Source organism: Pedococcus soli (assembly GCF_054782575.1).
The window spans coordinates 601,743-622,835 of the sequence record NZ_BAAGSF010000001.1 but is presented as its reverse complement, the minus strand read 5'-3'; the positions used below and the strand labels follow the sequence as shown (position 1 = coordinate 622,835).

22 protein-coding genes and 1 tRNA gene are annotated in these 21,093 nt (G+C 72.2%); 13 read left to right on the top strand and 10 right to left on the bottom strand.

Features of this window, described 5'->3' with window-relative positions; all coding sequences use genetic code 11:
• The coding region (locus ACYVKF_RS02785; protein WP_460964680.1) for an MCE family protein at nt 1-510 on the top strand (510 nt) is incomplete at its 5' end.
• A gap of 25 nt (nt 511-535) precedes the next feature.
• Here ACYVKF_RS02785 and ACYVKF_RS02780 read toward each other — a convergent pair.
• Nucleotides 536-1,207 carry a TetR/AcrR family transcriptional regulator gene (locus ACYVKF_RS02780; protein ID WP_235529107.1) on the bottom strand — a complete coding sequence of 224 codons (672 nt, stop codon included), beginning with the start codon at nt 1,205-1,207 and terminating at the stop codon, nt 536-538.
• Nucleotides 1,208-1,259: 52 nt separating this feature from the next.
• Here ACYVKF_RS02780 and ACYVKF_RS02775 point away from each other — a divergent pair, with 52 nt between their 5' ends.
• From ACYVKF_RS02775 to ACYVKF_RS02765, 3 genes are all read left to right on the top strand, one after another.
• Nucleotides 1,260-2,750 carry a flavin-containing monooxygenase gene (locus ACYVKF_RS02775; protein ID WP_460964678.1) on the top strand — a complete coding sequence of 497 codons (1,491 nt, stop codon included), beginning with the start codon at nt 1,260-1,262 and terminating at the stop codon, nt 2,748-2,750.
• Entirely contained in the window at nt 2,743-3,576 is an 834-nt protein-coding gene (locus ACYVKF_RS02770; RefSeq protein WP_056916592.1) for an SDR family NAD(P)-dependent oxidoreductase, read from the top strand. The genes ACYVKF_RS02775 and ACYVKF_RS02770 overlap by 8 nt, the downstream gene beginning before the upstream one ends.
• Before the next feature lie 19 nt (nt 3,577-3,595).
• A tRNA-Leu gene (locus tag ACYVKF_RS02765) sits at nt 3,596-3,673 on the top strand.
• Nucleotides 3,674-3,711: 38 nt separating this feature from the next.
• Here ACYVKF_RS02765 and ACYVKF_RS02760 read toward each other — a convergent pair.
• The gene (locus ACYVKF_RS02760; protein WP_460964676.1) at nt 3,712-4,830 is read right to left on the bottom strand and encodes an endonuclease/exonuclease/phosphatase family protein; all 1,119 of its coding nucleotides are present in this window, start codon (nt 4,828-4,830) and stop codon (nt 3,712-3,714) included.
• A 165-nt stretch (nt 4,831-4,995) separates the two neighbouring features.
• On the opposite strand from ACYVKF_RS02760, the gene ACYVKF_RS02755 reads away from it, so the two are divergent.
• Together ACYVKF_RS02755 and ACYVKF_RS02750 are read left to right on the top strand one after the other, a co-directional pair.
• Nucleotides 4,996-5,847, top strand: a complete 852-nt coding sequence (locus ACYVKF_RS02755; protein ID WP_056918551.1) for a Bax inhibitor-1/YccA family protein — start codon at nt 4,996-4,998, stop codon at nt 5,845-5,847.
• A gap of 117 nt (nt 5,848-5,964) precedes the next feature.
• Nucleotides 5,965-6,141 carry a hypothetical protein gene (locus tag ACYVKF_RS02750; RefSeq protein WP_235529108.1) on the top strand — a complete coding sequence of 59 codons (177 nt, stop codon included), beginning with the start codon at nt 5,965-5,967 and terminating at the stop codon, nt 6,139-6,141.
• On the opposite strand, the gene ACYVKF_RS02745 is transcribed toward ACYVKF_RS02750, so the two are convergent.
• Nucleotides 6,134-7,357 carry an acetyl-CoA C-acetyltransferase gene (locus tag ACYVKF_RS02745; protein WP_460964673.1) on the bottom strand — a complete coding sequence of 408 codons (1,224 nt, stop codon included), beginning with the start codon at nt 7,355-7,357 and terminating at the stop codon, nt 6,134-6,136. The two genes, ACYVKF_RS02750 and ACYVKF_RS02745, sit on opposite strands and share 8 nt — an antisense overlap.
• A gap of 44 nt (nt 7,358-7,401) precedes the next feature.
• Complete coding sequence (locus tag ACYVKF_RS02740) at nt 7,402-8,562, bottom strand: SGNH/GDSL hydrolase family protein (protein WP_082552972.1); 1,161 nt, start codon at nt 8,560-8,562, stop codon at nt 7,402-7,404.
• 118 nt (nt 8,563-8,680) lie between these two features.
• Here ACYVKF_RS02740 and ACYVKF_RS02735 point away from each other — a divergent pair, with 118 nt between their 5' ends.
• Nucleotides 8,681-10,057 (top strand): cystathionine beta-synthase, encoded by a 1,377-nt coding sequence (locus ACYVKF_RS02735; protein ID WP_056916596.1) that lies wholly within the window; start codon nt 8,681-8,683, stop codon nt 10,055-10,057.
• Between the two features lie 25 nt (nt 10,058-10,082).
• On the opposite strand, the gene ACYVKF_RS02730 is transcribed toward ACYVKF_RS02735, so the two are convergent.
• The gene (locus ACYVKF_RS02730; RefSeq protein ID WP_460964670.1) at nt 10,083-10,973 is read right to left on the bottom strand and encodes a cobalamin-binding protein; all 891 of its coding nucleotides are present in this window, start codon (nt 10,971-10,973) and stop codon (nt 10,083-10,085) included.
• Between the two features lie 69 nt (nt 10,974-11,042).
• Here ACYVKF_RS02730 and ACYVKF_RS02725 point away from each other — a divergent pair, with 69 nt between their 5' ends.
• Entirely contained in the window at nt 11,043-11,561 is a 519-nt protein-coding gene (locus ACYVKF_RS02725; protein ID WP_460964668.1) for a DnaJ family domain-containing protein, read from the top strand.
• Here the strand turns inward: ACYVKF_RS02725 and ACYVKF_RS02720 are convergent.
• Together ACYVKF_RS02720 and msrA are read right to left on the bottom strand one after the other, a co-directional pair.
• Nucleotides 11,485-11,973: a GNAT family N-acetyltransferase gene (locus tag ACYVKF_RS02720; protein ID WP_460964666.1), complete on the bottom strand. Its 489-nt coding sequence runs from the start codon at nt 11,971-11,973 to the stop codon at nt 11,485-11,487. The two genes, ACYVKF_RS02725 and ACYVKF_RS02720, sit on opposite strands and share 77 nt — an antisense overlap.
• Before the next feature lie 156 nt (nt 11,974-12,129).
• A complete protein-coding gene (msrA, locus tag ACYVKF_RS02715; RefSeq protein WP_369818823.1) occupies nt 12,130-12,846 on the bottom strand; it encodes a peptide-methionine (S)-S-oxide reductase MsrA in 717 nt (238 codons plus the stop codon).
• Between the two features lie 92 nt (nt 12,847-12,938).
• On the opposite strand from msrA, the gene ACYVKF_RS02710 reads away from it, so the two are divergent.
• Genes ACYVKF_RS02710 through ACYVKF_RS02695 form a run of 4 tightly spaced genes read left to right on the top strand, consistent with a single transcriptional unit; the run spans nt 12,939 to nt 17,005 of the window.
• The gene (locus ACYVKF_RS02710; RefSeq protein ID WP_460964664.1) at nt 12,939-13,946 is read left to right on the top strand and encodes a GNAT family N-acetyltransferase; all 1,008 of its coding nucleotides are present in this window, start codon (nt 12,939-12,941) and stop codon (nt 13,944-13,946) included.
• 33 nt (nt 13,947-13,979) lie between these two features.
• On the top strand, nt 13,980-14,447 hold the full coding sequence (locus ACYVKF_RS02705) for an MOSC domain-containing protein (protein WP_056916602.1): 468 nt from the start codon (nt 13,980-13,982) through the stop codon (nt 14,445-14,447).
• Between the two features lie 31 nt (nt 14,448-14,478).
• A complete protein-coding gene (locus ACYVKF_RS02700; RefSeq protein ID WP_056918557.1) occupies nt 14,479-15,675 on the top strand; it encodes a cystathionine gamma-synthase in 1,197 nt (398 codons plus the stop codon).
• Between the two features lie 13 nt (nt 15,676-15,688).
• The gene (locus ACYVKF_RS02695) at nt 15,689-17,005 is read left to right on the top strand and encodes a glutamate mutase L (RefSeq protein WP_460964661.1); all 1,317 of its coding nucleotides are present in this window, start codon (nt 15,689-15,691) and stop codon (nt 17,003-17,005) included.
• 90 nt (nt 17,006-17,095) lie between these two features.
• On the opposite strand, the gene ACYVKF_RS02690 is transcribed toward ACYVKF_RS02695, so the two are convergent.
• On the bottom strand, nt 17,096-18,469 hold the full coding sequence (locus ACYVKF_RS02690) for a ferredoxin reductase family protein (protein ID WP_460964659.1): 1,374 nt from the start codon (nt 18,467-18,469) through the stop codon (nt 17,096-17,098).
• 192 nt (nt 18,470-18,661) lie between these two features.
• Here ACYVKF_RS02690 and ilvA point away from each other — a divergent pair, with 192 nt between their 5' ends.
• Complete coding sequence (ilvA, locus tag ACYVKF_RS02685; RefSeq protein WP_056916606.1) at nt 18,662-19,885, top strand: threonine ammonia-lyase; 1,224 nt, start codon at nt 18,662-18,664, stop codon at nt 19,883-19,885.
• An 83-nt stretch (nt 19,886-19,968) separates the two neighbouring features.
• Here the strand turns inward: ilvA and greA are convergent, their stop codons facing one another.
• Together greA and ACYVKF_RS02675 are read right to left on the bottom strand one after the other, a co-directional pair.
• On the bottom strand, nt 19,969-20,463 hold the full coding sequence (gene greA / locus ACYVKF_RS02680) for a transcription elongation factor GreA (protein WP_056916607.1): 495 nt from the start codon (nt 20,461-20,463) through the stop codon (nt 19,969-19,971).
• A 210-nt stretch (nt 20,464-20,673) separates the two neighbouring features.
• Nucleotides 20,674-21,051: a DUF4307 domain-containing protein gene (locus ACYVKF_RS02675; protein ID WP_460964657.1), complete on the bottom strand. Its 378-nt coding sequence runs from the start codon at nt 21,049-21,051 to the stop codon at nt 20,674-20,676.
• Between the last annotated feature and the right edge of the window lie 42 nt (nt 21,052-21,093).

Genomic DNA, 21,093 nt, shown 5'->3' with positions numbered 1-21,093 from the left:
CAGGTGCAGCGGCCGACGTTGGCGGTGCTGGCGAAGTACTCGCCGCAGTACCCGTGCTTCACCGAGGCCCTCGTGGACTGGCGTCCGCGGATCGACGAGGCGTTCCGGGACTCGCAGTTCCACATCACGGTGGAGGTCGCGCCGCAGCGTCCGGGGTACACCCCGGGGGAGGAGCCGCGCTGGGGCGAGCACCGGCCGGCGAGCTGTGGGCTCCTGCCGCACCCGAGGACGTCCCAGGCCCGTCCCGTGCCGGGGAAGAAGTTCGACGACGGCACCGACAACGTGGGTGGTTACCCCTCCAACCCGTCGTTCTCCGCCCTGCCGTCGATGTTCGCTGGTCCGGCGGGGGCGGCGGTGGCCGATCCCGACGCAGGGCTGGCCGGCACCACCCAGGAGCAGGCCGTCGTGGGTGCCCTGCTGGACCCGGGGCGCGCGCCGTCCGCCATCACGACGTTGCTCGCAGGGCCCATGCTGCGCGGGACGACCGTCTCGCAGTCACCCGGCCGCTGACCGGCTCGAACGGCTGCTGACCGGCTCACCCGGCCGACGGCACCAGGGCCGCGAGGCCGCCCCACACGCTCGAGACGACGATGTCCGTGGCGTCCTCGACCCCGACGTCGGGCCGGGTGGTCCGCCACACGGCCAGCCGCTCGCAGGCACCGATGACCACCTCGGCATACCCCTCGAGCAGGGTCTCGGGGACGCCCGCGAGGGAGGGGGCGGCCCGGAAGGCCGCCACGGTCGCCGCGGACTGCTGCTCGCGGATGGACTCGATGAGCGGGCTCGCCTGGGAGGCGACGGCGCCCTCCTGCTGGATGAGCACGAACGCGGTCGCGTGGCCGTCGATGAAGGTGAAGAACGCGTGGATGCCGGCGCGGAAGACCTCCTCGAGCGAGGCCGTCGGGCCGACGGACTCCCACGCGGACTCGGTCGCCTCGCGCAGCTGGGTGCGGGCCCGGGTGATGCACGCCGACAGCAGCCCTTCCTTGGACCCGAAGTACTCGTAGATCAGGGGTTTGGTGACCCCGACCCGCTCGGCGATGTCCTCCATGGTCGTCGCGGAGTAGCCGTTCTCGGCGAACACGAGCTCGGCGACCGTGAGGATCTGCTCCTCGCGCTGGGCGCGCGGCATCCGGACCCGGGTGGGCCGTGCGGAGGTCCCGGTGCGGGAGGCAGGGGCTCGACGGGAGGAGGTGGACGTGGGCACGCCCCGCAGCCTACCGCTACCGCCGGTAACTTACTGATGGTAAGTTGCCTTCATGGCCACTCCCCACCACCGGGTCGTCATCGTCGGCACCGGATTCTCAGGGCTCGGTATGGCGGTCCGGCTCGCCCAGCGCGGCGAGGACTTCGCCGTCCTCGAGCGGGCGGACGACGTGGGCGGCACCTGGCGCGACAACCGCTACCCGGGCTGTGCCTGCGACGTGCCGTCCCGCCTGTACAGCTTCTCCTTCGACCAGAAGCCGGACTGGAGCCGCGACTACGCGACGGCCGACGAGATCTGGGGCTACCTGCGCGGGGTCGCCGACCGGTACGGCCTGCGCGACCGGATCACCTTCGGCGCCGACCTCGTGGCGGCCGAGTACGACGCAGAGCGGGAGCGCTGGGCGTTGACCGCGGCGGACGGGCGACGCTGGACCGCGGACGCCCTCGTCCTCGGGGTCGGTGCCCTGCACGAGCCTGCCCGTCCCGACATCCCCGGCCTGGACGACTTCGCCGGTGCGGTCATGCACACGGCGCAGTGGCCCGAGCGCGACGACCTGGACGGCCGACGCGTCGCGGTCGTCGGCACCGGTGCCAGCTCCGTGCAGCTCGTGCCCGAGCTCGCACCACGGGCAGGGCACACCACGGTGTTCCAGCGCACCCCGGCGTGGACCCTCCCCAAGCGCGACCTGCCGTGGAGCGCCCGGCGCAAGACGGCCTTCCGTCGGCACCCGGGTCTGCAGCGGGCGGTGCGCTGGCTCACGTACTGGCGGATGGAGGCGCAGGCGCCGTTGTTCGTGCGGTTCCCCGTCATCGCCCGGGTGGCCGAGCGCATCGCGCGACGGGAGCTCGCGAAGTCGGTGCGCGACCCGCAGGTCCGGGCCGCCCTCACCCCCGACTACACGTTGGGCTGCAAGCGGATCCTGCTCTCCAGCACCTACTGGCCGGCCTTCGACCGCGACGACGTCACCCTCGTGACCGACCCCATCGAGCGGATCGAGCCGCAGGCCGTCGTCACCGCGGGCGGAGCCCGGCACGAGGTGGACGCGATCGTCCTCGGCACCGGGTTCTCGCTCACCGGCAGCTACGACCGCATGGGCATCCGCGGGCTCGGGGGCCGCACCCTCGACGAGGCGTGGTCGCAGGGCGCGCACAGCCACCTCGGCATCACCGTCGCCGGGTTCCCCGAGCTCTACCTCCTGCTCGGGCCCAACACCGGGCTCGGCCACAGCTCGGTCGTCATGATGACCGAGTTCGCGAGCCGCTACATCCTGCAGGGACTCGACCGTGCCCGTCGCGGTGCGCGCGTGACGACCGAGGCCGCGCAGGACGCCTTCACCGAGGAGATGCGCCGCAGGTCGCGCCACACCGTATGGGCGACCGGCTGCAAGAGCTGGTACCTCGACCGGTTCGGCCACAACACCGCGCTCTGGCCCGGCTCGACCATCGCCTACTGGTGGCGCACACGGACGATGGACGACTCCGTGTTCGAGCCGGTCAGAGCAGAAACCGCCCGACGTCCCACGAAGGAATCCCTTGATGCGTAAGCCGTTCCAGCCCAAGGTCAGCATCGTCACCGGAGGCGCCTCCGGCATCGGCAAGGCCATCGCCGCGGAGCTCGTCGGTCGGGGCAGCCACGTCGTGCTGGCCGACCTCGACCTCGCGGGAGCCGAGGCGACGGCCGCCGAGCTCGGTCCGTGGTGCTCCGCCGTCGCCCTGGACGTGGCCGACGCGGCCGCCGTCCGGCAGGTCGTGCAGGACGTCGTCGCCGAGCACGGCCGCCTCGACGTGATGGTCAACAACGCCGGCATCGGCCTGGGCGGCCTCCTCGAGGAGCTCGACCAGCGGCACTGGGACAAGGCCATCGACGTCAACCTGCGCGGCGTCATCAACGGCGTCACGGCGGCCTACGAGGTGATGCGCGTGCAGCGCAGCGGCCACATCCTCAACACCGCCTCACTGGCCGGCCTCATCCCGGCACCGTCGATGCTGCCGTACACGACGACCAAGCACGCCGTGGTCGGGCTCTCGACGGCCCTGCGTGCCGAGGCCGCGTCGCTGGGCATCCAGGTCAGCGTGCTCTGCCCCGGTTTTGTCGACACCCCGCTGCTCGACTCGATGTACGAGGCGCCGGCGAGCTTCGGCGGCAGCAGCGTCCGGTCGCGGGTCAGGATGCTCCAGCCGCGGTTCCTCACGGCCGAGCTCACGGCCAGGCGTGGCGTCGACGGGCTCGCGGCCAACAAGGCCGTCATCCCGGTCGGGGCCATGGCGCACGTGACGTGGCGCGGCCTGCGGTACGTCCCGGTCGTGACGCGGGCGGTCATCCAGCTGCAGGCCAGCGGCGCCCGGCGACTCGCGTCCCGAGGGCGCTGAGCCGCGGCATACTGGGCCCGCCCCCGTGGCCCAACTGGCAGAGGCAGGCGACTTAAAATCGCCACAGGTGCGGGTTCGACCCCCGTCGGGGGCACCAGTGCACCAACCCCGTGCGCCTCGTGGCCCAGAGGTCGCTCAGAGGTCGACGTCCACCCACAGCGCCGCGTGGTCCGATGCGGCGTCCTGCTCGCGGGTCAGGGTCGGGTACATCTCCCAGCGCCGTGAGGCGGTCCAGACGCCCTTGCGGAAGATGCCACCGGCCGTGATCGACGTGAAGACGGCCGGCGAGCACAGGATGTAGTCGATCTTGTTGGCCGCCCGACCGGTTGTGTACGTGCCGGGGTAGCCGCCGTCGTCGAACGAGGGGTGCGCCGAGACGTCCCTGAGGTCCGACGGGGCGCTCGACGTGCCGACGAGCAGGGGTGCCAGGGGAGCCGAGCCCGGGAAGTCGTTGAGGTCGCCGAGGACGACCACGTGCTCGTGTCCCTCGGCCCGTCGCTGCCGGTAGATCTCCGCCACGCGCTCAGCCTGCCGACGTCGGCGGGTGTCCGACTCCGATGCCTTGCCGTACCCCTTGGACTTGAAGTGGTTGACCAGGACGAGGAGCCGCCCACCGCCGGGCAGGCTGACGGAGTACTCCGGGCAGTCCCGCCCGAAGATCGGGCCTGCGAGGTCGGCGTCGTCGACGTGGCTGACGATGCCCTCGATCGGGTGGTCCCCGCGCGTCATGATGCCGACGTCGATGCCCCGGTCGTCGTTGCCGTCGATGAGCATGACGTGGCCGTAGATGCGGTCGCTGACGGGGCGCAGCAGGTCGACGTTGAAGCGTTGCAGGGCGATGCGGCTCTCCGCCTCGACCACGCCCAGCACGTCCGCGGCCAGGTCGTGCACCACCAGCGCGGTGTGGTGGGTAGCGAGCTCGGTGACGGCCTGGGTCCGCAGCTCCAGCCAGCCGACCCAGTCGCGGCGTCCCTCGGCGACCACCGTGAGTCCGCCGGCGCGAGGCCGGCTGAGCAGCCGTCCGCGGTTCTGCCGGAGCGTGACGTAGGTCCCCGAGTCGGACTTCTCGAGGCCGAGGTCGACGAGCAGCAGGGCGATGAGCGCCTTGTCGTCCGCGGTGTACGCCGGCCGCTGCAGCAGCCGGGTCAGGCGCGCGTACTTCTCCAGCAGGGTGCGGTGCGTCGACCAGTCGTCGCCGCCCAGGAGCCTGGCTCGATCGAAGAGGTTCTCCACGTTGAAGCTCGCGATCCGCACACCGCCAGCGTCCTCCGCGCGGGCCGCGCGGCGCCATACCCGGCAGGTGAAATCTCCGGCGCACCCACAGGTGGCGTTGCACGGGAACTCTTGGGTGGGTCCCACGCGTAGTCTGGGGTGAGCGGCCGACCGCAGGGCCGCACGACGCCCCTCAAGGAGCAACGCATGGCCAGCAACCCGGTGTTCGACCGGATCGAGAAGGAATCCCGTCAGGGCTACGCAGGCTTCGGCCGCGCGCCCCAGCAGCCGAGCGCCCCCGCGGGCGCGGGCCCGATGACGCCCCAGCAGCTGCAGGACCTCTACAACCAGCCGGCCGCCGGCCCGGCGCAGATGCGCCGCCTCACCATCGACGACGTCGTCATGAAGACGACGGGCCTGTTCGCCATCGTCGTGGTCGTGGCTGCGATCGCCTGGCAGCTCACGCCCTCGATCGGGATGCCGCTGCTGCTCGGTGGCATCGTCGCCACCCTGGTGCTCGGCCTGGTCATCGCGTTCAGGAAGACCGTGAGCGTCCCGCTCATCGTCGCGTATGCCGTGTTCGAGGGCCTGCTCGTCGGCTCCATCAGCTACGTCTACGCCACGGCCTTCGACGCGCCCGGCACCCCGGTGTTCCGCGGGATCGTGGCCCAGGCGGTGCTGGCGACGCTGTCCGTGTTCGCGGGCATGCTCATCGCCTACAAGACCGGCATCATCAAGGTCACCGAGAAGTTCCGCCGCATCGTCACCATGGCGGTCATCGGCTACGCGATCTTCGCGCTGATCAACCTCGTCTACGCCCTCGTCACCAACACCGCGTTCGGCATCGGCGGCTCCGGCCCGCTCGGCATCGGCATCTCGCTGTTCGCCATCGGCCTCGCCTCCGCCATGCTGGCCGTCGACTTCGACTCGATCGACCGCGCCATCGCGGCCGGTGCGCCGGAGAAGTACTCGTGGCTGCTCGCGCACGGCCTCATCGTGACGCTCGTGTGGCTGTACCTCGAGATCCTGCGGCTGCTCGGTCGCCTGCGCAACAACTAGCATTCGGCTGTGCCCCCGAGATCACCTGTCCCGCAGGAGGTCTCGACACAGCTCCAGCGCGTGGTCCGACGGTGGCATCAGCTGCCGTTGGACCACGCGCTTCGTTGTGTCCCGACGGTGCGGGCCCTGCTCGACGACCTCGCGGGTGACGACGCCCCGCTGCTGCCCGACCTCGGACCCGGCGCCCTGATGGACCAGCTGACCGTCCTCGTCCACGATGCCTGCGCAGCAGGAGACCCCGGGGCCGACGACCTGTCGTCGCGGCTCCGGGGCCTCCTGGCGGACCTCAGCTGAGGCGCTCGTAGATGATGGCCATGCCCTGGCCGCCGCCGACGCACATCGTCTCGAGGCCGAACTGGCCGTCACGCGCGGACAACCCGTTGAGCAGGGTCGTCGTGATGCGGGCGCCGGTGGACCCGAACGGGTGGCCGAGGGCGATGGCCCCACCGTGGACGTTGAGCTTGTCGAAGTCCATGCCCAGCTCGTCCGCCGAGGGCAGCACCTGCGCGGCGAACGCCTCGTTGATCTCGTAGAGGTCCATGTCCCCGATGGTCATGCCGGCCCGGGCCAGCGCCTGGCGCGAGGCCTCGACGGGGCCGAGGCCCATGATCTCGGGCGAGAGGCCGGAGACGCCGGTCGACACGACGCGGGCGAGGGGGGTGAGCCCCAGCTCGGCGGCCCTGGTGTCGCTCATGACGACGACCGCCGCGGCGCCGTCGTTGAGGGGGCAGCAGTTGCCGGCCGTGATGGTGCCCTGCTCGCGGAACACGGGGTTGAGTCCCTGCAGCGCCTCGAGCGTGACGCCGGCGCGGGGGCCGTCGTCCTTGCTGACGACGGTGCCGTCGGGCAGCGTGACCGGGGCGATCTCGCGCTCGAAGAACCCGTCGGCGATGGCCTTCTCCGCACGGTTCTGCGACGAGACGCCCCACTCGTCCTGGCGCTCGCGGCTGACGCCCTTGAGGGTCGCGACGTTCTCGGCGGTCTGGCCCATGGACAGGTAGACGTCGGGGACGAGGCCCTGCTCACGGGGGTCGGTCCAGGTCTCGTTCGACTTCGCGATGGCTTCGCTGCGCTCCTGCGCGGGCTTGAACGCGGGGTTCTGGTCGTCGCCCGCCGAGCCGCCCGCACCGGCCCAGTTGGTGTACTGCGAGACGCACTCGACGCCACCGGAGAGGAAGATGTCGCCCTCGCCGGCCTTGATCGCGTGGTAGGCCATGCGGGTCGTCTGCACCGAGGAGGCGCAGAAGCGGTTGATCGTCGAGCCCGGCAGGCCGTCGAACCCGGCGAGCACGGAGATGACGCGCGCCATGTTGGAGCCGTGGCGGCCGGACGGCTCGGCGCAGCCCCAGTAGAGGTCCTCGACCAGGGTCGGGTCGAGCTCGGGGATCTTGGCCAGCGCGGCACGGATGACCTGCACCGACAGGTCGTCGGGGCGGATCTCCTTGAGCGAGCCCTTGAACGCCCGGCCGATCGGCGTGCGGGCGGTGGAGACGATGACGGCTTCGGTCACGGGGGTTCCTCCTCGTCGAGGGCGACCGCCGGGTGAGCGGTCGCTTAGTCAGCCTCGATGGTATGCCGTGCGGCCTCGTCCGGGCGCGGGTCACCCGGTGTGGCCTTGCTCTCGCCGGGCGCGTCAGGGGAGGGCGCGTCGCCCGACGGCGGCACGTCGCCGGTCCCGGTCGGGGTGCCGTCGGGGGAGGGGCTGTCGTCCTGGCGGTCGGGGACGGGGTCGTGCGGGCGTCGCAGCAGCTTGGCCCAGCGACCACGCGGGCCCCGGGCCTGGCCGGCGATCTGGGTGGCGCTCACCTCCGTGCCGGGGTCGCGCACGGCATACGTGGCCGCGACGGCGACGGGGCCGACGCCCTCGCCGCGCCGGGAGTCGGGCAGCCGGTCGTCGTCGCCCTCCCCGGACCACACGCCGAGCGCGGCGTACACGCTGGGCAGGAGGGCGGCCGCGGCGCGGGCGTACCCGGCCGGGGACGGGTGGAAGCGGTCGGCGCTGAACATCTCCTTGGGGCGCTCGTAGAACTCCGGCCCCAGCAGGTCGCCGAGGGACACGGTCCGCCCGCCGGCCTCGACCACCGCGACGGTCTGGGCGGCGGCGAGGTCGCGCGACCAGCGGCGGCCGATGAGGCGCAGCGGCTGGGGGATCGGCTCGATGGTGCCGAGGTCCGGGCAGGTGCCGACGACGACCTCGGTGCCGAGCGTGCGCAGCGAGCGCACCACCGTCTCGAGGTGGCGCACCGCGATGGCCTTGTCGATCCGGTGGGTGACGTCGTTGGCGCCGATCATGATGACGGCGACGTGGGGTCGGGGGACCCGGTCGAGCGCGTTGGCGAGCTGCAGCTCCAGCCCCGACGACTCGGAGCCGACGACGGCGGTGTTGGTGAGGCGGACCGGGCGGCCGGTGAGGGCCGAGACGCCGTTGGCGATGATCGCCCCCACGGTCTGGTGGGGGGTGTCGGCGCCCATCCCTGCCGCGGAGGAGTCGCCGAGCACGATGAGCTCGACCGGCTCGCCGAACCCCGCGCCATACGTGCCGTTGTCGTCGGGTGCGCCGTCGAAGGGCTGGCCGACGAGCCGTCGGGCGATCCGGGCCTCGACCTTGAGGACGCCGTAGCCGAGGGCGCCGAGGGCGCCGATCCCTGCTGCGAGCCCGCCACCGCCGTATGCCGCGGTGGCGGCGATCCTGCGTGCCCTGCGTGCCCGACCCATCACTGCCCTCCTCGCTCCGTCGACCTCACCGACTGTCCCTCACCAACGTCGTGCCTGACCTCAGGGTGCCCCACGAGGCGTGGTCCGGCCTCCCTCAACCGTCTGAGAGGATGAGGCGGTGAAGTACGCAGAGCACATCGCCGACCTCGTCGGGAACACGCCCCTGGTCAAGCTCAACTCGGTCACCGAGGGCATCTCGGCCACCATTCTCGCGAAGGTCGAGTACCTCAACCCCGGCGGGTCCGTGAAGGACCGCATCGCGCTGAAGATGATCGAGGCCGCGGAGGCGTCCGGCGAGCTCAAGCCCGGCGGCACCATCGTCGAGCCGACCTCGGGCAACACCGGTGTCGGGCTGGCCCTCGTCGCGCAGCGCAAGGGCTACAAGTGCGTGTTCGTGTGCCCCGACAAGGTGAGCCAGGACAAGCGCGACGTGCTCAAGGCGTATGGCGCCGAGGTCGTGGTGTGCCCGACGGCCGTGGCCCCCGACCACCCCGACTCCTACTACGAGACCTCCGACCGCCTCGTCCGCGAGATCGAGGGTGCGTGGAAGCCGAACCAGTACGCCAACCAGAACGGTCCCGCCTCGCACTACGAGTCGACCGGGCCCGAGATCTGGAACGACACCGACGGCCGCATCACGCACTTCGTGGCCGGCGTGGGCACGGGCGGCACCATCACCGGCACCGGCCGCTACCTGCGTGAGGCCTCGGCCGACCGCGATGGCGGGCGCGTGCGGGTCATCGGCGCCGACCCGGAGGGTTCGGTCTACTCCGGCGGCACCGGCCGCCCCTACCTGGTCGAGGGTGTCGGCGAGGACTTCTGGCCGACCGCGTACGACCCGTCGGTGGTCGACGACGTGATCGCCGTGAGCGACGCTGACTCGTTCGAGATGACCCGCCGCCTCGCCAAGGAGGAGGGCCTGCTCGTCGGTGGCTCCTGCGGCATGGCGGTCGTCGCGGCCCTGCGTGCGGCCAAGGACCTCCCAGCCGATGCGGTCATGGTGGTGCTGCTGCCCGACAGCGGTCGTGGCTACATGTCGAAGATCTTCAACGACGACTGGATGAACTCCTACGGGTTCATGCGCAGCGCGGGGCAGGCCACCGTCGGCGAGGTGCTGCACCAGAAGGCCGGCGACCTGCCCGCCCTCGTGCACACCCACCCGACCGAGACCGTCCGCGACGCCATCGAGATCCTGCACGAGTACTCGGTGTCGCAGATGCCCGTGGTCGGTGCCGAGCCCCCCGTCATGGCGGGGGAGGTCGCTGGTTCGGTGAGCGAGCGCGCCCTGCTGGAGGCGCTGTTCAACGGTTCGGCCCACCTGACCGACCCGGTCGAGAAGCACATGGAGCCCTCGCTGCCGCTCGTCGGCGCGGGCGAGCCGGTGTCGGTCGCCCGGCACGAGCTCGAGAAGTCGGACGCGATCATGGTGGTCGAGGACGGCAAGCCGGTCGGGGTGCTGACCCGCGCCGACCTGCTCATCTCCCTCGTCGGCTGACCGTCCCGCCCCAGGGCCTCGGACCTCAGCGCAGGCGGCGCGCCATGTCGGCGCGCGGCGGTGGCGCGAGCTCGGGGTGCAGGATCCCGGCCAGCGCCTCGACGCCGTCGACGAGGCGTGGCCCGGGGCGGGCGAAGCTTGCGTTCGCATCCACCGCCCAGACGGGTGCGTCGCTCGGCAGCTCGCCGGAGGCGATCGCGGCGTGGGCGAGCTCGGTCGACCCCTCGAGGTCGTAGCCGCAGGGCGCGCAGACGACGACCTCGGGGGCGCTGGCACGCACGGCCTCCCACGTGACCCGCACGGACTTCTCCCCGGCGTCGCCGAGCGCGTTGGTGCCCCCGGCGACGGTCACCATCTCGGGCACCCAGTGCCCCGGGGCGAAGGCCGGGTCGGTCCACTCCAGGACCAGCGCGCGCGGCCGTGGCGCACCGGAGACGGACTCCTGCACGGTGGCCAGCCGCGCCCGGAGACCACGCACGAGCTCGGTTGCGGCATCGGGCCGGCCACTGGCCCGGCCCAGCGTGAGCACCGAGGCGAGCACCTCGTCGAGGCTGTGCGGGTCGATGGTGAGGACCTCGGCACGGCAGCCGAGGTAGGCGAGGGCGTCGTCCACGACCGACACGTCCACGGCGCACACCGCGCACAGGTCCTGGGTGACGACGAGGTCGGCGTCGAGGGACGACAGGGCACCGGCGTCGAGGTGGTAGAGGTCCTCCCCGGCGGCCATCGCCCGGCTCACGAAGGCGTCGATCTCGTGTGGTGGCAACCCCTCCGGGATCGCGGTGGTCGACACGATGGTGCGCTCGCGCGCCTCGGCAGGGGTGTCGCACTCGAAGGTCACCCCGACCACCTGGGGTCCCGCGCCGACCGCGAACAGGATCTCGGTCGTCGACGGCAGGAGGGACACGATGCGCATGCTCAGACCCTACGGGCAGCGGTGCCGTCGGGCGTGCGTCGCCGCCAGGGGCCGGGTTAGGGTCGAAACGTGGATCGGTGGGAGTCGCCGGTGGAGAAGGCGATCCGGGAGGCGCAGGAGCGCGGGGAGTTCGACAACCTGCCCGGCGCCGGGAAGCCGCTGCGCAGCCTCGGCAACCCGGAGGTGGAGGACCCTGACTGGTGGGTCAAGAGCCTGGTCGAGCGCGAGAACCTCGACCTGTCGGGGGCGATGTCGCCGTCGATGGCGCTGCGCAAGGAGGCCGCTGGGTTCCCGGAGTCGCTGCTGGACCTGCGCACCGAGGAGAGCGTGCGCGCCGTCCTCGCCGACTACAACCACCGGGTCCGCGAGGACCGCCTGCGTCCGGGTGTCGGGCCGCGGTCACCCGTCTGGGCACGGATCGTCGACGTGGACGAGCTCGTGGAGCGCTGGCGGGTCCTGCGCGAGGAACGTCGTCAGCAGGCGGTGCGTGCTGCCCAGGAGGCCGCGGCCGTCACAGCGGGCGATGCATCACGTGCAGGCCGACGCGGCCGTGGCTCCTGGATTCGAAGGCTGCTGGGACTGTCGTGAGGACCTCGAACCCGAGGTCCTTCCACAGGGCGACGGCAGCGGTGTTGCTCTCCACGACGGCGTTGAACTGCACTGCGGCGTAGCCCTGCTCTCCCGCCCAGCGCAGCATCTCCTCGCCGAGCGCCCGACCCACGCCGTGGCCCCTGGCAGCCGCGCCGACCATGAAGCTCGCCGTCGCCACGTGGGCCCCGCGCCCGGGGCGGTTCGGTCCCATCTTGGCGCTGCCGAGCACCGTGCCGGCGTCGTCGACGGCCACGACGGTACGGCCCGGTGGCCGCTCGAACCACAGTCCGCGGATCTCGTCGTCGGTGAGGCCCTCGGGGTAGGCGTAGGTCTCGCCGTCGTCGACCACCTGGCGGAAGATCGGCGCGAAGGCGGCGAGGTCGTCAGGTCGGGCGTCGCGGATCAGCACCGCAGCAGCCTAGGCCGATGCGGCCGCAGCGCTCCCCGGCATGTGTCGGCACTACGGCACTGATCGCGCAGCGCGATCAGTGCCGTACGCGATCAGTGCCGTAGTGGTGGCGGGGTGGAGCGCAGGGTGCCCTGGGCCCGGGGGCTCCGGGGCGCCTCAGCTGCCGGAGGAGTCGTTGACCCGCAGCACGCTCTCCTGCGAGGGCAGCTGGTCCTGCTTGACCAGGCCGACGGGGCAGGTCATCCCGTTGGGGCCGTGGTTGCAGTAGCCGCCGGGGTTCTTGTCGAGGTACTGCTGGTGGTAGTCCTCGGCGTACCAGAACGGGCCGGCGTCCTGCGCCGACCGCAGCTCGGTCGTGATGGTCTTGTAGCCGTGGTCCGTGAGCACCTTCTGGAACGCGTCGCGCGTCGCCTCCGCGGCCCGCTGCTGGTCCGGGGTGGTCCAGTAGATGGCAGAGCGGTAGGCGGTGCCGATGTCGTTGCCCTGCCGGTTGCCCTGGGTCGGGTCGTGGTTCTCCCAGAACTCCTTGAGCAGCAGCTCGGGGGTGGTCTGCTCCGGGTCGTAGGCCACGAGGACCGCCTCGGTGTGGCCCGTCTGGCCGGTGCAGCTCTCTTCGTACGTGGGGTTGGGAGTGAACCCGCCCATGTAGCCGGCGGCCGTCGTCACGACGCCGGGCTGGCGCCAGAAGATGCGCTCGGCACCCCAGAAGCAGCCCATGCCGATGTAGAGCACCTCGGTGCCGTCCGGCCACGGGCCCTCGAGCGGGGTCTTGAGGACGGTATGGGTTCCGTCGAGGTGGAACGGGCGCGTGGAGCGGCCCGTGAGGGCGCTCTCCGCGGTGGGCAGCGTGGTCTTGGCTCGCGATCCGAATATCACGCTCGGTTCAACGCGGACCTGCACGCGGCTGTTCCATCCCGCTCGCACCGTGGTGGCGGACGGGGACAGAGAGGCGGCAGGCTGGGGGGATGACCTCCACCGACGTCCGGGTGCTGCGCGTCGACGCCGAGGACCCCGCCCAGGACGGTGTGTTCCGTGCCTGGGCCGATGTCTACGAGGAAGCGAGCCGGGACGCCCTCGGTGAGGCCCACTCGAGCTGGGGCCTCGAGGAGCGGCGTGAGCTGCTGCGCAGCACCGAGCGTCGGCGGCTCGCGTGGGCTGCCGTCGTCGGGAACACCGTCGTCGGTGCCGTCACGCTGGCCATGCCGCTGCACGACAACCTCGACACCGCCGACGTCGACCTCGCCGTCTCACCGGGCCACCGTCGCGCCGGGATCGGTTCGCGGCTGCTCGCCGAGGCCGAGACCGAGGCCGTGCGGGCGGGGCGCTCGGTCATCACCGCCGAGACGCAGTGGGGCATGGGACGCGAGGACGACGGGGGAGCCTTCGCCGCGAGCCGCGGGTATGCCGCCGCGCAGACGGTGCGGCGCAACACCCTGCCCCTGCCCGCTGACCGTGACCGGTTGCAGGCCGTCCTCGCCGGGGACGGGGCGGACGGGTACCGGATGCGGACCTGCTGGGACGGCATACCGCAGGAGTGGCTGGAGGGGCGTGCGGAGCTGAGCCGGCGGATGAGCACCGACGTCCCCCTCGGTGACCTGCGGCTCGAGGAAGAGGTGTGGGACGCCGACCGCGTGCGGTCGACGTACGCGCAGATCGCCGCGATGGGACGCCGGGTGGTGGACACCTTCGCCGTGCACCGTTCCACCGGTGAGCTGGTCGGCTACACCCAGGTGCAGGTCGACCGGAACGGTCTGGCCTACCAGCAGGACACCCTCGTCGTCCGTGGGCACCGCGGCCACGGTCTCGGCCTGCGCCTCAAGGCGGCCTGCACGCTCGCCGTGATGGACGAGCTCCCCGGCGTGAGCGGGATCCGCACCTGGAACGCCGACGACAACCTCCCGATGCTCGCGGTGAACCGCGAGGTCGGGTACGTGCAGGACGCCTGGCTGAGGGAGTGGCAGAAGGTGCTGTGAGGCCGACGGAGGACACGGGGGAGACTGGACGCCATGACCGCCGAGACCCCCTCCGCCCCGGCCGTGGTGACGGCGATCCACCTCGCCCCGGGCACCCGTCTGCCGACCAAGCCCGTCCAGCAGGTCGAGGCCGAGGCGGGCAGGGGGCTGGTCGGTGACCGCTACCACGGCACGCGCCACCGGCACGTCACCGTGCAGGCGCAGCCCGACCTCGACGCGGCCGCTGCCGACCTCGGGGCGCCGGTGCCGGCGGGCTCGACGCGGCGGAACGTCACCATCTCCGTCGGCCCGGTCCCCACGAGGCCGGGCACCCGGGTGCGGGTCGGTGACACCCTCCTGGAGGTGGTGCGCCTCGCCGCGCCATGCCGCCTCATGGACGACCACATCGGGCCCGGCGCGATGCGCGCGCTGCACGCCCGGGGAGGGGCGGTATTCCGCATCCTCGAGTCGGGCACCATCCGGTTGGGGGACGCGGTGGAGGTCCTCGACACCGACGGCTGAGCGTGGCGACCGAGCCGTTAGCCTTGCCGCCATGAGCGAGCAGCAGCACGGCAAGGACGCGGGCGGTTTCTCCACCCGCGCGATCCACGCGGGCCAGGAGCCGGACGCCGGCACCGGTGCGGTGATCACCCCCATCTACCAGGTGTCGACCTACAAGCAGGACGGCATCGGCGGCTTCCGCGGCGGCTACGAGTACAGCCGCTCGGCGAACCCCACCCGCACCGCGCTCGAGGAGTGCTTCGCCGCCCTCGAGGGTGGCGAGCGCGGCTTCGCGTTCGCCTCGGGGCTGGCCGGTCAGGACACCGTCCTGCGTGCCCTGCTCACCCCCGGGGACCACGTCGTCGTCCCCAGCGACGCGTACGGCGGCACGTACCGCCTGTTCAACAAGGTCCTCGTCCCGTGGGGCGTCGAGCACACGATCGCGCCCATGGGTGACGTCGAGGCGGTCCGGGCCGCGATCCGACCCGGGCAGACGAAGATCGTCTGGGTCGAGACCCCCACGAACCCGCTGCTCGGCATCGCCGACATCGCCGCGCTCGCGGACGTCGCGCACGAGGCCGGGGCGCTGCTGGTCGTCGACAACACCTTCGCCTCGCCCTACCTCCAGCAGCCGCTGTCGCTGGGTGCCGACATCGTCACGCACTCGACGACGAAGTACTGCGGCGGCCACTCCGACGTCGTCGGTGGTGCGGTCGTCGTCGGCCGCGGGATCACCGTCCCCGGGTACGAGGACGCCGTGGATCGCGTTGCGTTCCACCAGAACTCGCTGGGTGCGGTGGCCGGCCCGTTCGACGCGTGGCTCGTGCTCCGCGGTCTGAAGACGTTGGCCCTGCGCATGGAGCGCCACAGCGACAACGCCGAGCGCGTCGTCGAGTTCCTGCTCGGCCACCCCGCCGTGAGCGCCGTGCACTACCCCGGTCTCGAGAGCCACCCGGGCCACGAGGTCGCGGCCCGCCAGATGAAGCGGTTCGGCGGGATGATCTCGTTCCAGGTGCGCGGTGGCGAGGACGTCGCGGTCAAGGTCTGCGGCGAGACGCAGGTCTGGACGTTGGGCGAGTCCCTCGGAGGCGTCGAGTCCCTCATCGAGCACCCGGCCCGGATGACCCACAGCTCGGTGCGCGGCACCGAGCTCGAGGTGCCGGCCGACCTCATCCGCCTGTCCACCGGCATCGAGGACGTCGAGGACCTCATCGAGGACCTCAAGCAGGCCCTCGACCGCCTCGGCTGAGCGACCGGCGACCGTGGCGCGGCTCCTCTGCGTCGACTTCGGCTCGACGTTCACCAAGGCCGCGCTCGTCGACTCCTCCGGCGAGGTCGTCGCCACCGCTGCCACGCCGACGACCATCGGCACCGACGTCCTCGACGGCTACCGCCTGCTGCGTCACGAGCTCTCCGTCCACGGCGAGGTCGACGAGGTCCTCGCCTGCTCGAGCGCCGGGGGAGGCCTGCGCCTCGCGGTCGTGGGGTACGAGCGCGAGGTGACCGCGCAGGCTGGGTACCGGGTCGGCCTCAGCGCGGGGGCGCGGGTGGCGCACCTCGCCGCCGGGCCCCTGTCCGGCCCCGACCTCGCCGAGCTGCGGGCGTCGCGTCCCGACCTGGTCCTGCTCGTCGGGGGCACCGACGGCGGCAACGCAGAGGTGTTGGTGCACAACGCCTCCCGTATGGCGCGTGCCCGCCTGGGAGCGCCCGTGGTCGTGGCGGGCAACCGGGACGCGCAAGGTGAGGTCGCCGAGGTCCTGTCGTCGACCGGACGCCGCTTCACCCTCGCCGACAACGTGCTCCCCTCCATCGGCGTCATCGCCCCCGAGTCGGCGCGTGCCGCCATCCGGGCGGCCTTCCTCGAGCACGTGATCGGGGGCAAGGGCCTGTCGCGCGGACCGGAGTTCGCCCAGATGGTGCAGGCGCCCACTCCCGACGCCGTCCTCGACGGGGTGGAGGTGCTCGCGGAACAGCTCGACGGCGACGTGATGGTCGTCGACGTCGGTGGCGCCACGACGGACGTCTACTCCGCGCTGCGCCCGCAGGGCGAGGACGCGGGACTGGCCAAGGACGTCGTGGCACCCCTGTGGCAGTCGCGCACGGTCGAGGCCGACCTCGGCATGCGCTGGAACGCCGTGGGCATCGTCGAGGCGGCCACGCGAGAGCACCTGCCGCTCGGCGACGGCCTCGAGGCGTATGCCGCGATGGTCGCGGCCGACCCGTCGCACCTTCCGGTCGACGACACCGAGCGTGCGCTCGACCTGGCCCTGGCCCGGGCGGCCGCCGTGGTCGCCGTGCGTCGGCACGCGCGGCCCTCGGGCCCGGGTGCCAGCCCACGGCCGCTGGCCGACGTGGGCGTCGTCGTCGGGTCGGGCGGTGTCCTGCGCCATGCCGACGACGAGGGTCGGGCCGAGGTCCTGGGGGCCGTCACGGCCGACCATGCCGGGGGCTGGAAGGTGCCGCGGGAGGCCGCGGTGGTGACGGACGCGGCATACCTGTTGTTCGCCGTGGGGCTGCTGCGCGGTGACCACCCGGAGGCCGCGAAGGCGCTCGCGCGCACCGTCGTCACGCCGACCTGACCGACCTGCCACGGGCCTCGTCCCGCGTGGAGAGCGGATCGGGGCGACCGGCGCAGGGGGAGCCGATCGCCCCGATCCTGTCGGGGGACGTCACACCACGTCGAAGAGCTCGGTGTGGACGCGACGTGAGGCGACGCCGAGGTCGTCGAGGATGCGGACCGTCGCGGCCACCATGGGCGCCGGCCCGCAGATGAAGAAGTCGACCCTGCCTGGCACGCGCTGCTGCGGGATGGCCGCGTGCAGCACCGCCTCGGTGAGCCACCCGACCTCGCCGCGCCAGTCCTGCGGTGGCTCCTCGAGGATCTCGACGACGTGCAGGTCCAGCCGCGCATCGAGGTGCTCGTGGTCGGCCCGGTGCAGCAGGTCGTCCGCCGTCCGCCCGGCCACGATGAGCACGGCCCTGCGCCGGTCGCCGCGATCGGCGAGCGTCCGGAGCATGCTGAGCATCGGGGTGACCGCGACCCCGCCGGCGATGAAGACGAAGGCCGAGGAGCGCAGGCCGTCGAGGGTGAAGGAGCCGTGGGGTCCGTCGAGGTAGACGCGACGGCCGGGACGCAGGCCGGCGAGGATCTCGGTGAAGTCGCCGAGCGGCTTGATCGCGAACTCCTTGCGCCACGGCTCGGTGGCCGCGGAGGCGATGGTGAAGGGGTGCTCCTCGAACACGAACGGGGAAGCGCCGATCTTGAGCCAGGCGAACTGGCCCGGCCGGAACGGCACCCCCGTGTGGCCCGACGCGTGCAGGACGACCGAGGTCGCCCCGGGTCCGTCGACGACCTGGTCCACGACGTAAGCGTTCCGCCTGGCCCGCATCGGTCGCCAGACCCACCGGTAGACGATGACGGCGAGCATCAACGTGCCCAGCCCCTCGAACCAGATCCGGCCGAGGTCGTGGCGGGTGAGGTCCTGCAGCCACACGACGTGCAGGGTCGTGGCGAGCACGACCGTGTTGGCGAGCAGGACGTGCACGAGGCGCCACCCCTCGTAGCGCGGGCTGCGCGAGCGGCGGCTGATCGCCAGCCCCACCATGGCGAGCAGGGCGATCGTGGCCACGCTCGCCGCCCACACCCGGGGCGGTGCGGTGCGGAGGTCGAACACGCCCAGGCCCTCGTCGGAGTGCGCGAGGACGAACACCACGTGCGCGGCGACGAGGGCGACGGCGACCAACGCCAGGGCCCGGTGCTGCCGCAGCAGCCGCTCCACACCCAGGTGCGAGGTGAGCGCGCGCAGCCGCGAGGGCAGGACGAACGCCGCAGCCAGCAGGGAGGTCGCGGCCAGCGCGGTCGCGAGCGACAGCACCCGCCAGGACCCCTGCTCCTCCGCCTGCTGGACGGTCAGCAGGATCCACCACGGGACGGCCAGCGCAGCGGCGATGACGAGCAGCCAGAGCGTGGGGGCAAGCCGGCGTCGAGTGGCGCCACCCCTCCAGGTACCCGGACGTCGGCCACCCCGGATCGAGAAGGCCACGAGGGCTCCTTGGTCGTGGGGGGGAGACGACGACTGGACTGTAGGACCGGCCGGCGCCGAGCGTCCTCAAGAGGACCCTAAGCAGACCTCAAGCCACCGCCCCCAGTCGCCGCACCGGACCGCGCCGCCGCGGCCGATGAGACCCGGCCATGGCCGTCCGGGGACGGCCCCGGCGGGCGATAGCCTGCGCCCATGGCATCACCGTTGCTGTCCGTCACCCTCGACGACGTCCGCGCTGCGCAGGACCTGCTCAGCGGAGTCGTCCGCCCCACGCCCCTCGAGTACAGCCGGGCGCTGTCCGAGCGGGTCGGCTCCGAGGTCTTCCTCAAGTGCGAGAACCTCCAACGTGCCGGGTCCTTCAAGATCCGGGGTGCCTACACCCGGATGGCCCGGCTCAGCGACGAGGAGAAGGCCCGCGGTGTCGTGGCCGCCAGCGCCGGGAACCACGCCCAGGGCGTGGCCCTGGCCGGCCAGCTGCTCGGCATCGACGTCAAGGTCTACATGCCGCACGGCGCCCCCATGCCGAAGCTCATCGCGACGCGCGCCTACGGGGCGACCATCGAGCAGGTGGGGACGACCATCGACGAGTGCCTCCTCAAGGCCCGTGAGTGGGAGGCCGAGACCGGTGCGGTCCTCATCCACCCGTTCGACCACCACGACATCGTCGCAGGGCAGGGCACGGCGGGGCTGGAGATCCTCGACCAGTGCCCCGACGTGAAGACGATCGTCGTCAGCACCGGGGGCGGGGGACTGCTCGCCGGGATCTCGGTGGCGGTGAAGGCAGCCCGCCCCGACGTGCGGATCATCGGGGTCCAGGCGGAGCAGGCCGCGGCCTACCCGTTGTCGTTGGCCGCGGGGAAGCCGGTGGCGTTCGAGAACATGCAGACGATGGCCGACGGCATCGCCGTCGGCATGCCCGGGGACGTGCCCTACGCGCTGGTGCGCGAGCTCGTCGACGGCATGGAGACGGTGACCGAGGAGGAGCTGTCGCGGGCCCTGCTGTTCGTGCTCGAGCGCGCCAAGCTCGTCGTCGAGCCCGCCGGAGCGGCTGCGGTCGCCCACCTGCTGTCGCGTGCGGGCCAGCACGTCGACGGCCCGGTGGTGGCGGTCCTGTCGGGCGGCAACATCGACCCGATCCTGCTGCTGCGGATCATCCGGCACGGCATGGCCGCGGCCGGCCGCTACCTCCAGTTCCGGGTGCGGGTCTCCGACCGGCCCGGTCACCTCGCGAGGCTGCTCGCCGACTGCGCCGCGGTCGACGCGAACGTCCTCGAGGTCGAGCACATCCGGACCGGCACCACGATCACGGTCGACGAGGTCGAGATCGGCCTGCAGCTCGAGACCCGCGGCCAGCAGCACTGCGAAGAGGTGCTGCGCACGTTGCGGGGCAAGGGCTACCAGCTGAAGTTCGGCTGACGCGGGGGCCGGGGACCCGGCCGACCCGGACGACGAAGGGCCGCACCCACCGGGTGCGGCCCTTCGCTGTGTGCAGCTGGGGATCAGGGCACGTGGGGCTTGGCGGCCTTGATGGTGACCTCGATCTTCTTGCCGTTGGGCGCCTGGTAGGTCGCCTTCTCGCCGATCTGCTTGCCGTTGATGGCGGCGCCGAGCGGCGACTTCTCGCTGTAGACCTCGAGGTCGGTGCCCTCGGCGATCTCGCGCGAGCCGAGCAGGAAGGTGATGTCGTCGCCGAACATCTCCACGGTCACGACCATGCCGGGCTCGACGACGCCGTCGTCGGCGGGCTTGGTGCCCACGGTCGCGTTGTCGAGCAGCTGGGTCAGCTGGCGGATGCGGGCCTCCATCTTGCCCTGCTCCTCCTTCGCCGCGTGGTAGCCGCCGTTCTCCTTGAGGTCGCCCTCGTCGCGGGCCGCCTCGATCTTCTTGGCGATCTCCGTACGGCCTTCGCCGGAGAGCTGGTCCAGCTCGGCCTTCAGACGGTCGAAGGCCTCCTGGGTCAGGTAGCTCGCGGTGGGGGTCGCGGTCTCGCTCACGGTGTACTCCTTGATCGGGTCCCCGACGTGACGCGGTCGCGTCGTCAGGGAGGGGTGATACGCAGAAAGGTCCGGGCCGCACACGTTCACGTGGTCAGGCCCAGACCGCTTCGGTGAAAGGACAAGGGTACCCCGCGCGCGGCAAGCCGGTCCATTCACGACGGCGGTCGCAGGCCCGTCGTGGACACCGTGAGACGGCGATCCCGCAGGTCAGCGGCCGTGGCCCGCGGGGTCGCAGCGGTCGACGACCCCGGTGACGGCCATCGAGGCGGTGCGGACGACGGCCACACGGTGGACCGAGCGCTCCGACGACGCGGGGACGTCGACGTCGAGGACCCCGACCACGCCGAACGTCGTGTCGAGAGCCTTGAGGCGGCAGGTGACGGCCTGGCCGTCCGGACGGTGCACGTCGAACTCCACCCGCACGCTGCGGTTGTCGAGCACCTTGTAGCCCGTGTCCGTGTAGGTCACCTGGCCCAGGCTGCTCGCCAAGCCCCACCACGTGGCGAGGGCGACCCCGATGGTGCAGCCGACGATGCCGACCACCCACCAGCGTCCGGTGCCGGGGGCTGGGCGGGGGAGCGGCATGGTGGGCCTTCCACGGGTGAGAGGATGTCCGACGGACGCGGA

Bases quoted from the DNA above. Each gene is read 5' to 3' on its own strand.
- ACYVKF_RS02740 (WP_082552972.1), bottom strand. From the start codon at position 8,562: ATGGGTCGGGCACGCAGGGCACGCAGGATCGCCGCCACCGCGGCATAC.
- ACYVKF_RS02705 (WP_056916602.1), top strand. From the start codon at position 13,980: ATGACCGCCGAGACCCCCTCCGCCCCGGCCGTGGTGACGGCGATCCAC.
- ACYVKF_RS02775 (WP_460964678.1), top strand. From the start codon at position 1,260: ATGGCCACTCCCCACCACCGGGTCGTCATCGTCGGCACCGGATTCTCA.
- ACYVKF_RS02755 (WP_056918551.1), top strand. From the start codon at position 4,996: ATGGCCAGCAACCCGGTGTTCGACCGGATCGAGAAGGAATCCCGTCAG.
- ACYVKF_RS02770 (WP_056916592.1), top strand. From the start codon at position 2,743: ATGCGTAAGCCGTTCCAGCCCAAGGTCAGCATCGTCACCGGAGGCGCC.
- ACYVKF_RS02710 (WP_460964664.1), top strand. From the start codon at position 12,939: ATGACCTCCACCGACGTCCGGGTGCTGCGCGTCGACGCCGAGGACCCC.
- ACYVKF_RS02675 (WP_460964657.1), bottom strand. From the start codon at position 21,051: ATGCCGCTCCCCCGCCCAGCCCCCGGCACCGGACGCTGGTGGGTGGTC.
- ilvA (WP_056916606.1), top strand. From the start codon at position 18,662: ATGGCATCACCGTTGCTGTCCGTCACCCTCGACGACGTCCGCGCTGCG.
- ACYVKF_RS02700 (WP_056918557.1), top strand. From the start codon at position 14,479: ATGAGCGAGCAGCAGCACGGCAAGGACGCGGGCGGTTTCTCCACCCGC.
- ACYVKF_RS02730 (WP_460964670.1), bottom strand. From the start codon at position 10,973: ATGCGCATCGTGTCCCTCCTGCCGTCGACGACCGAGATCCTGTTCGCG.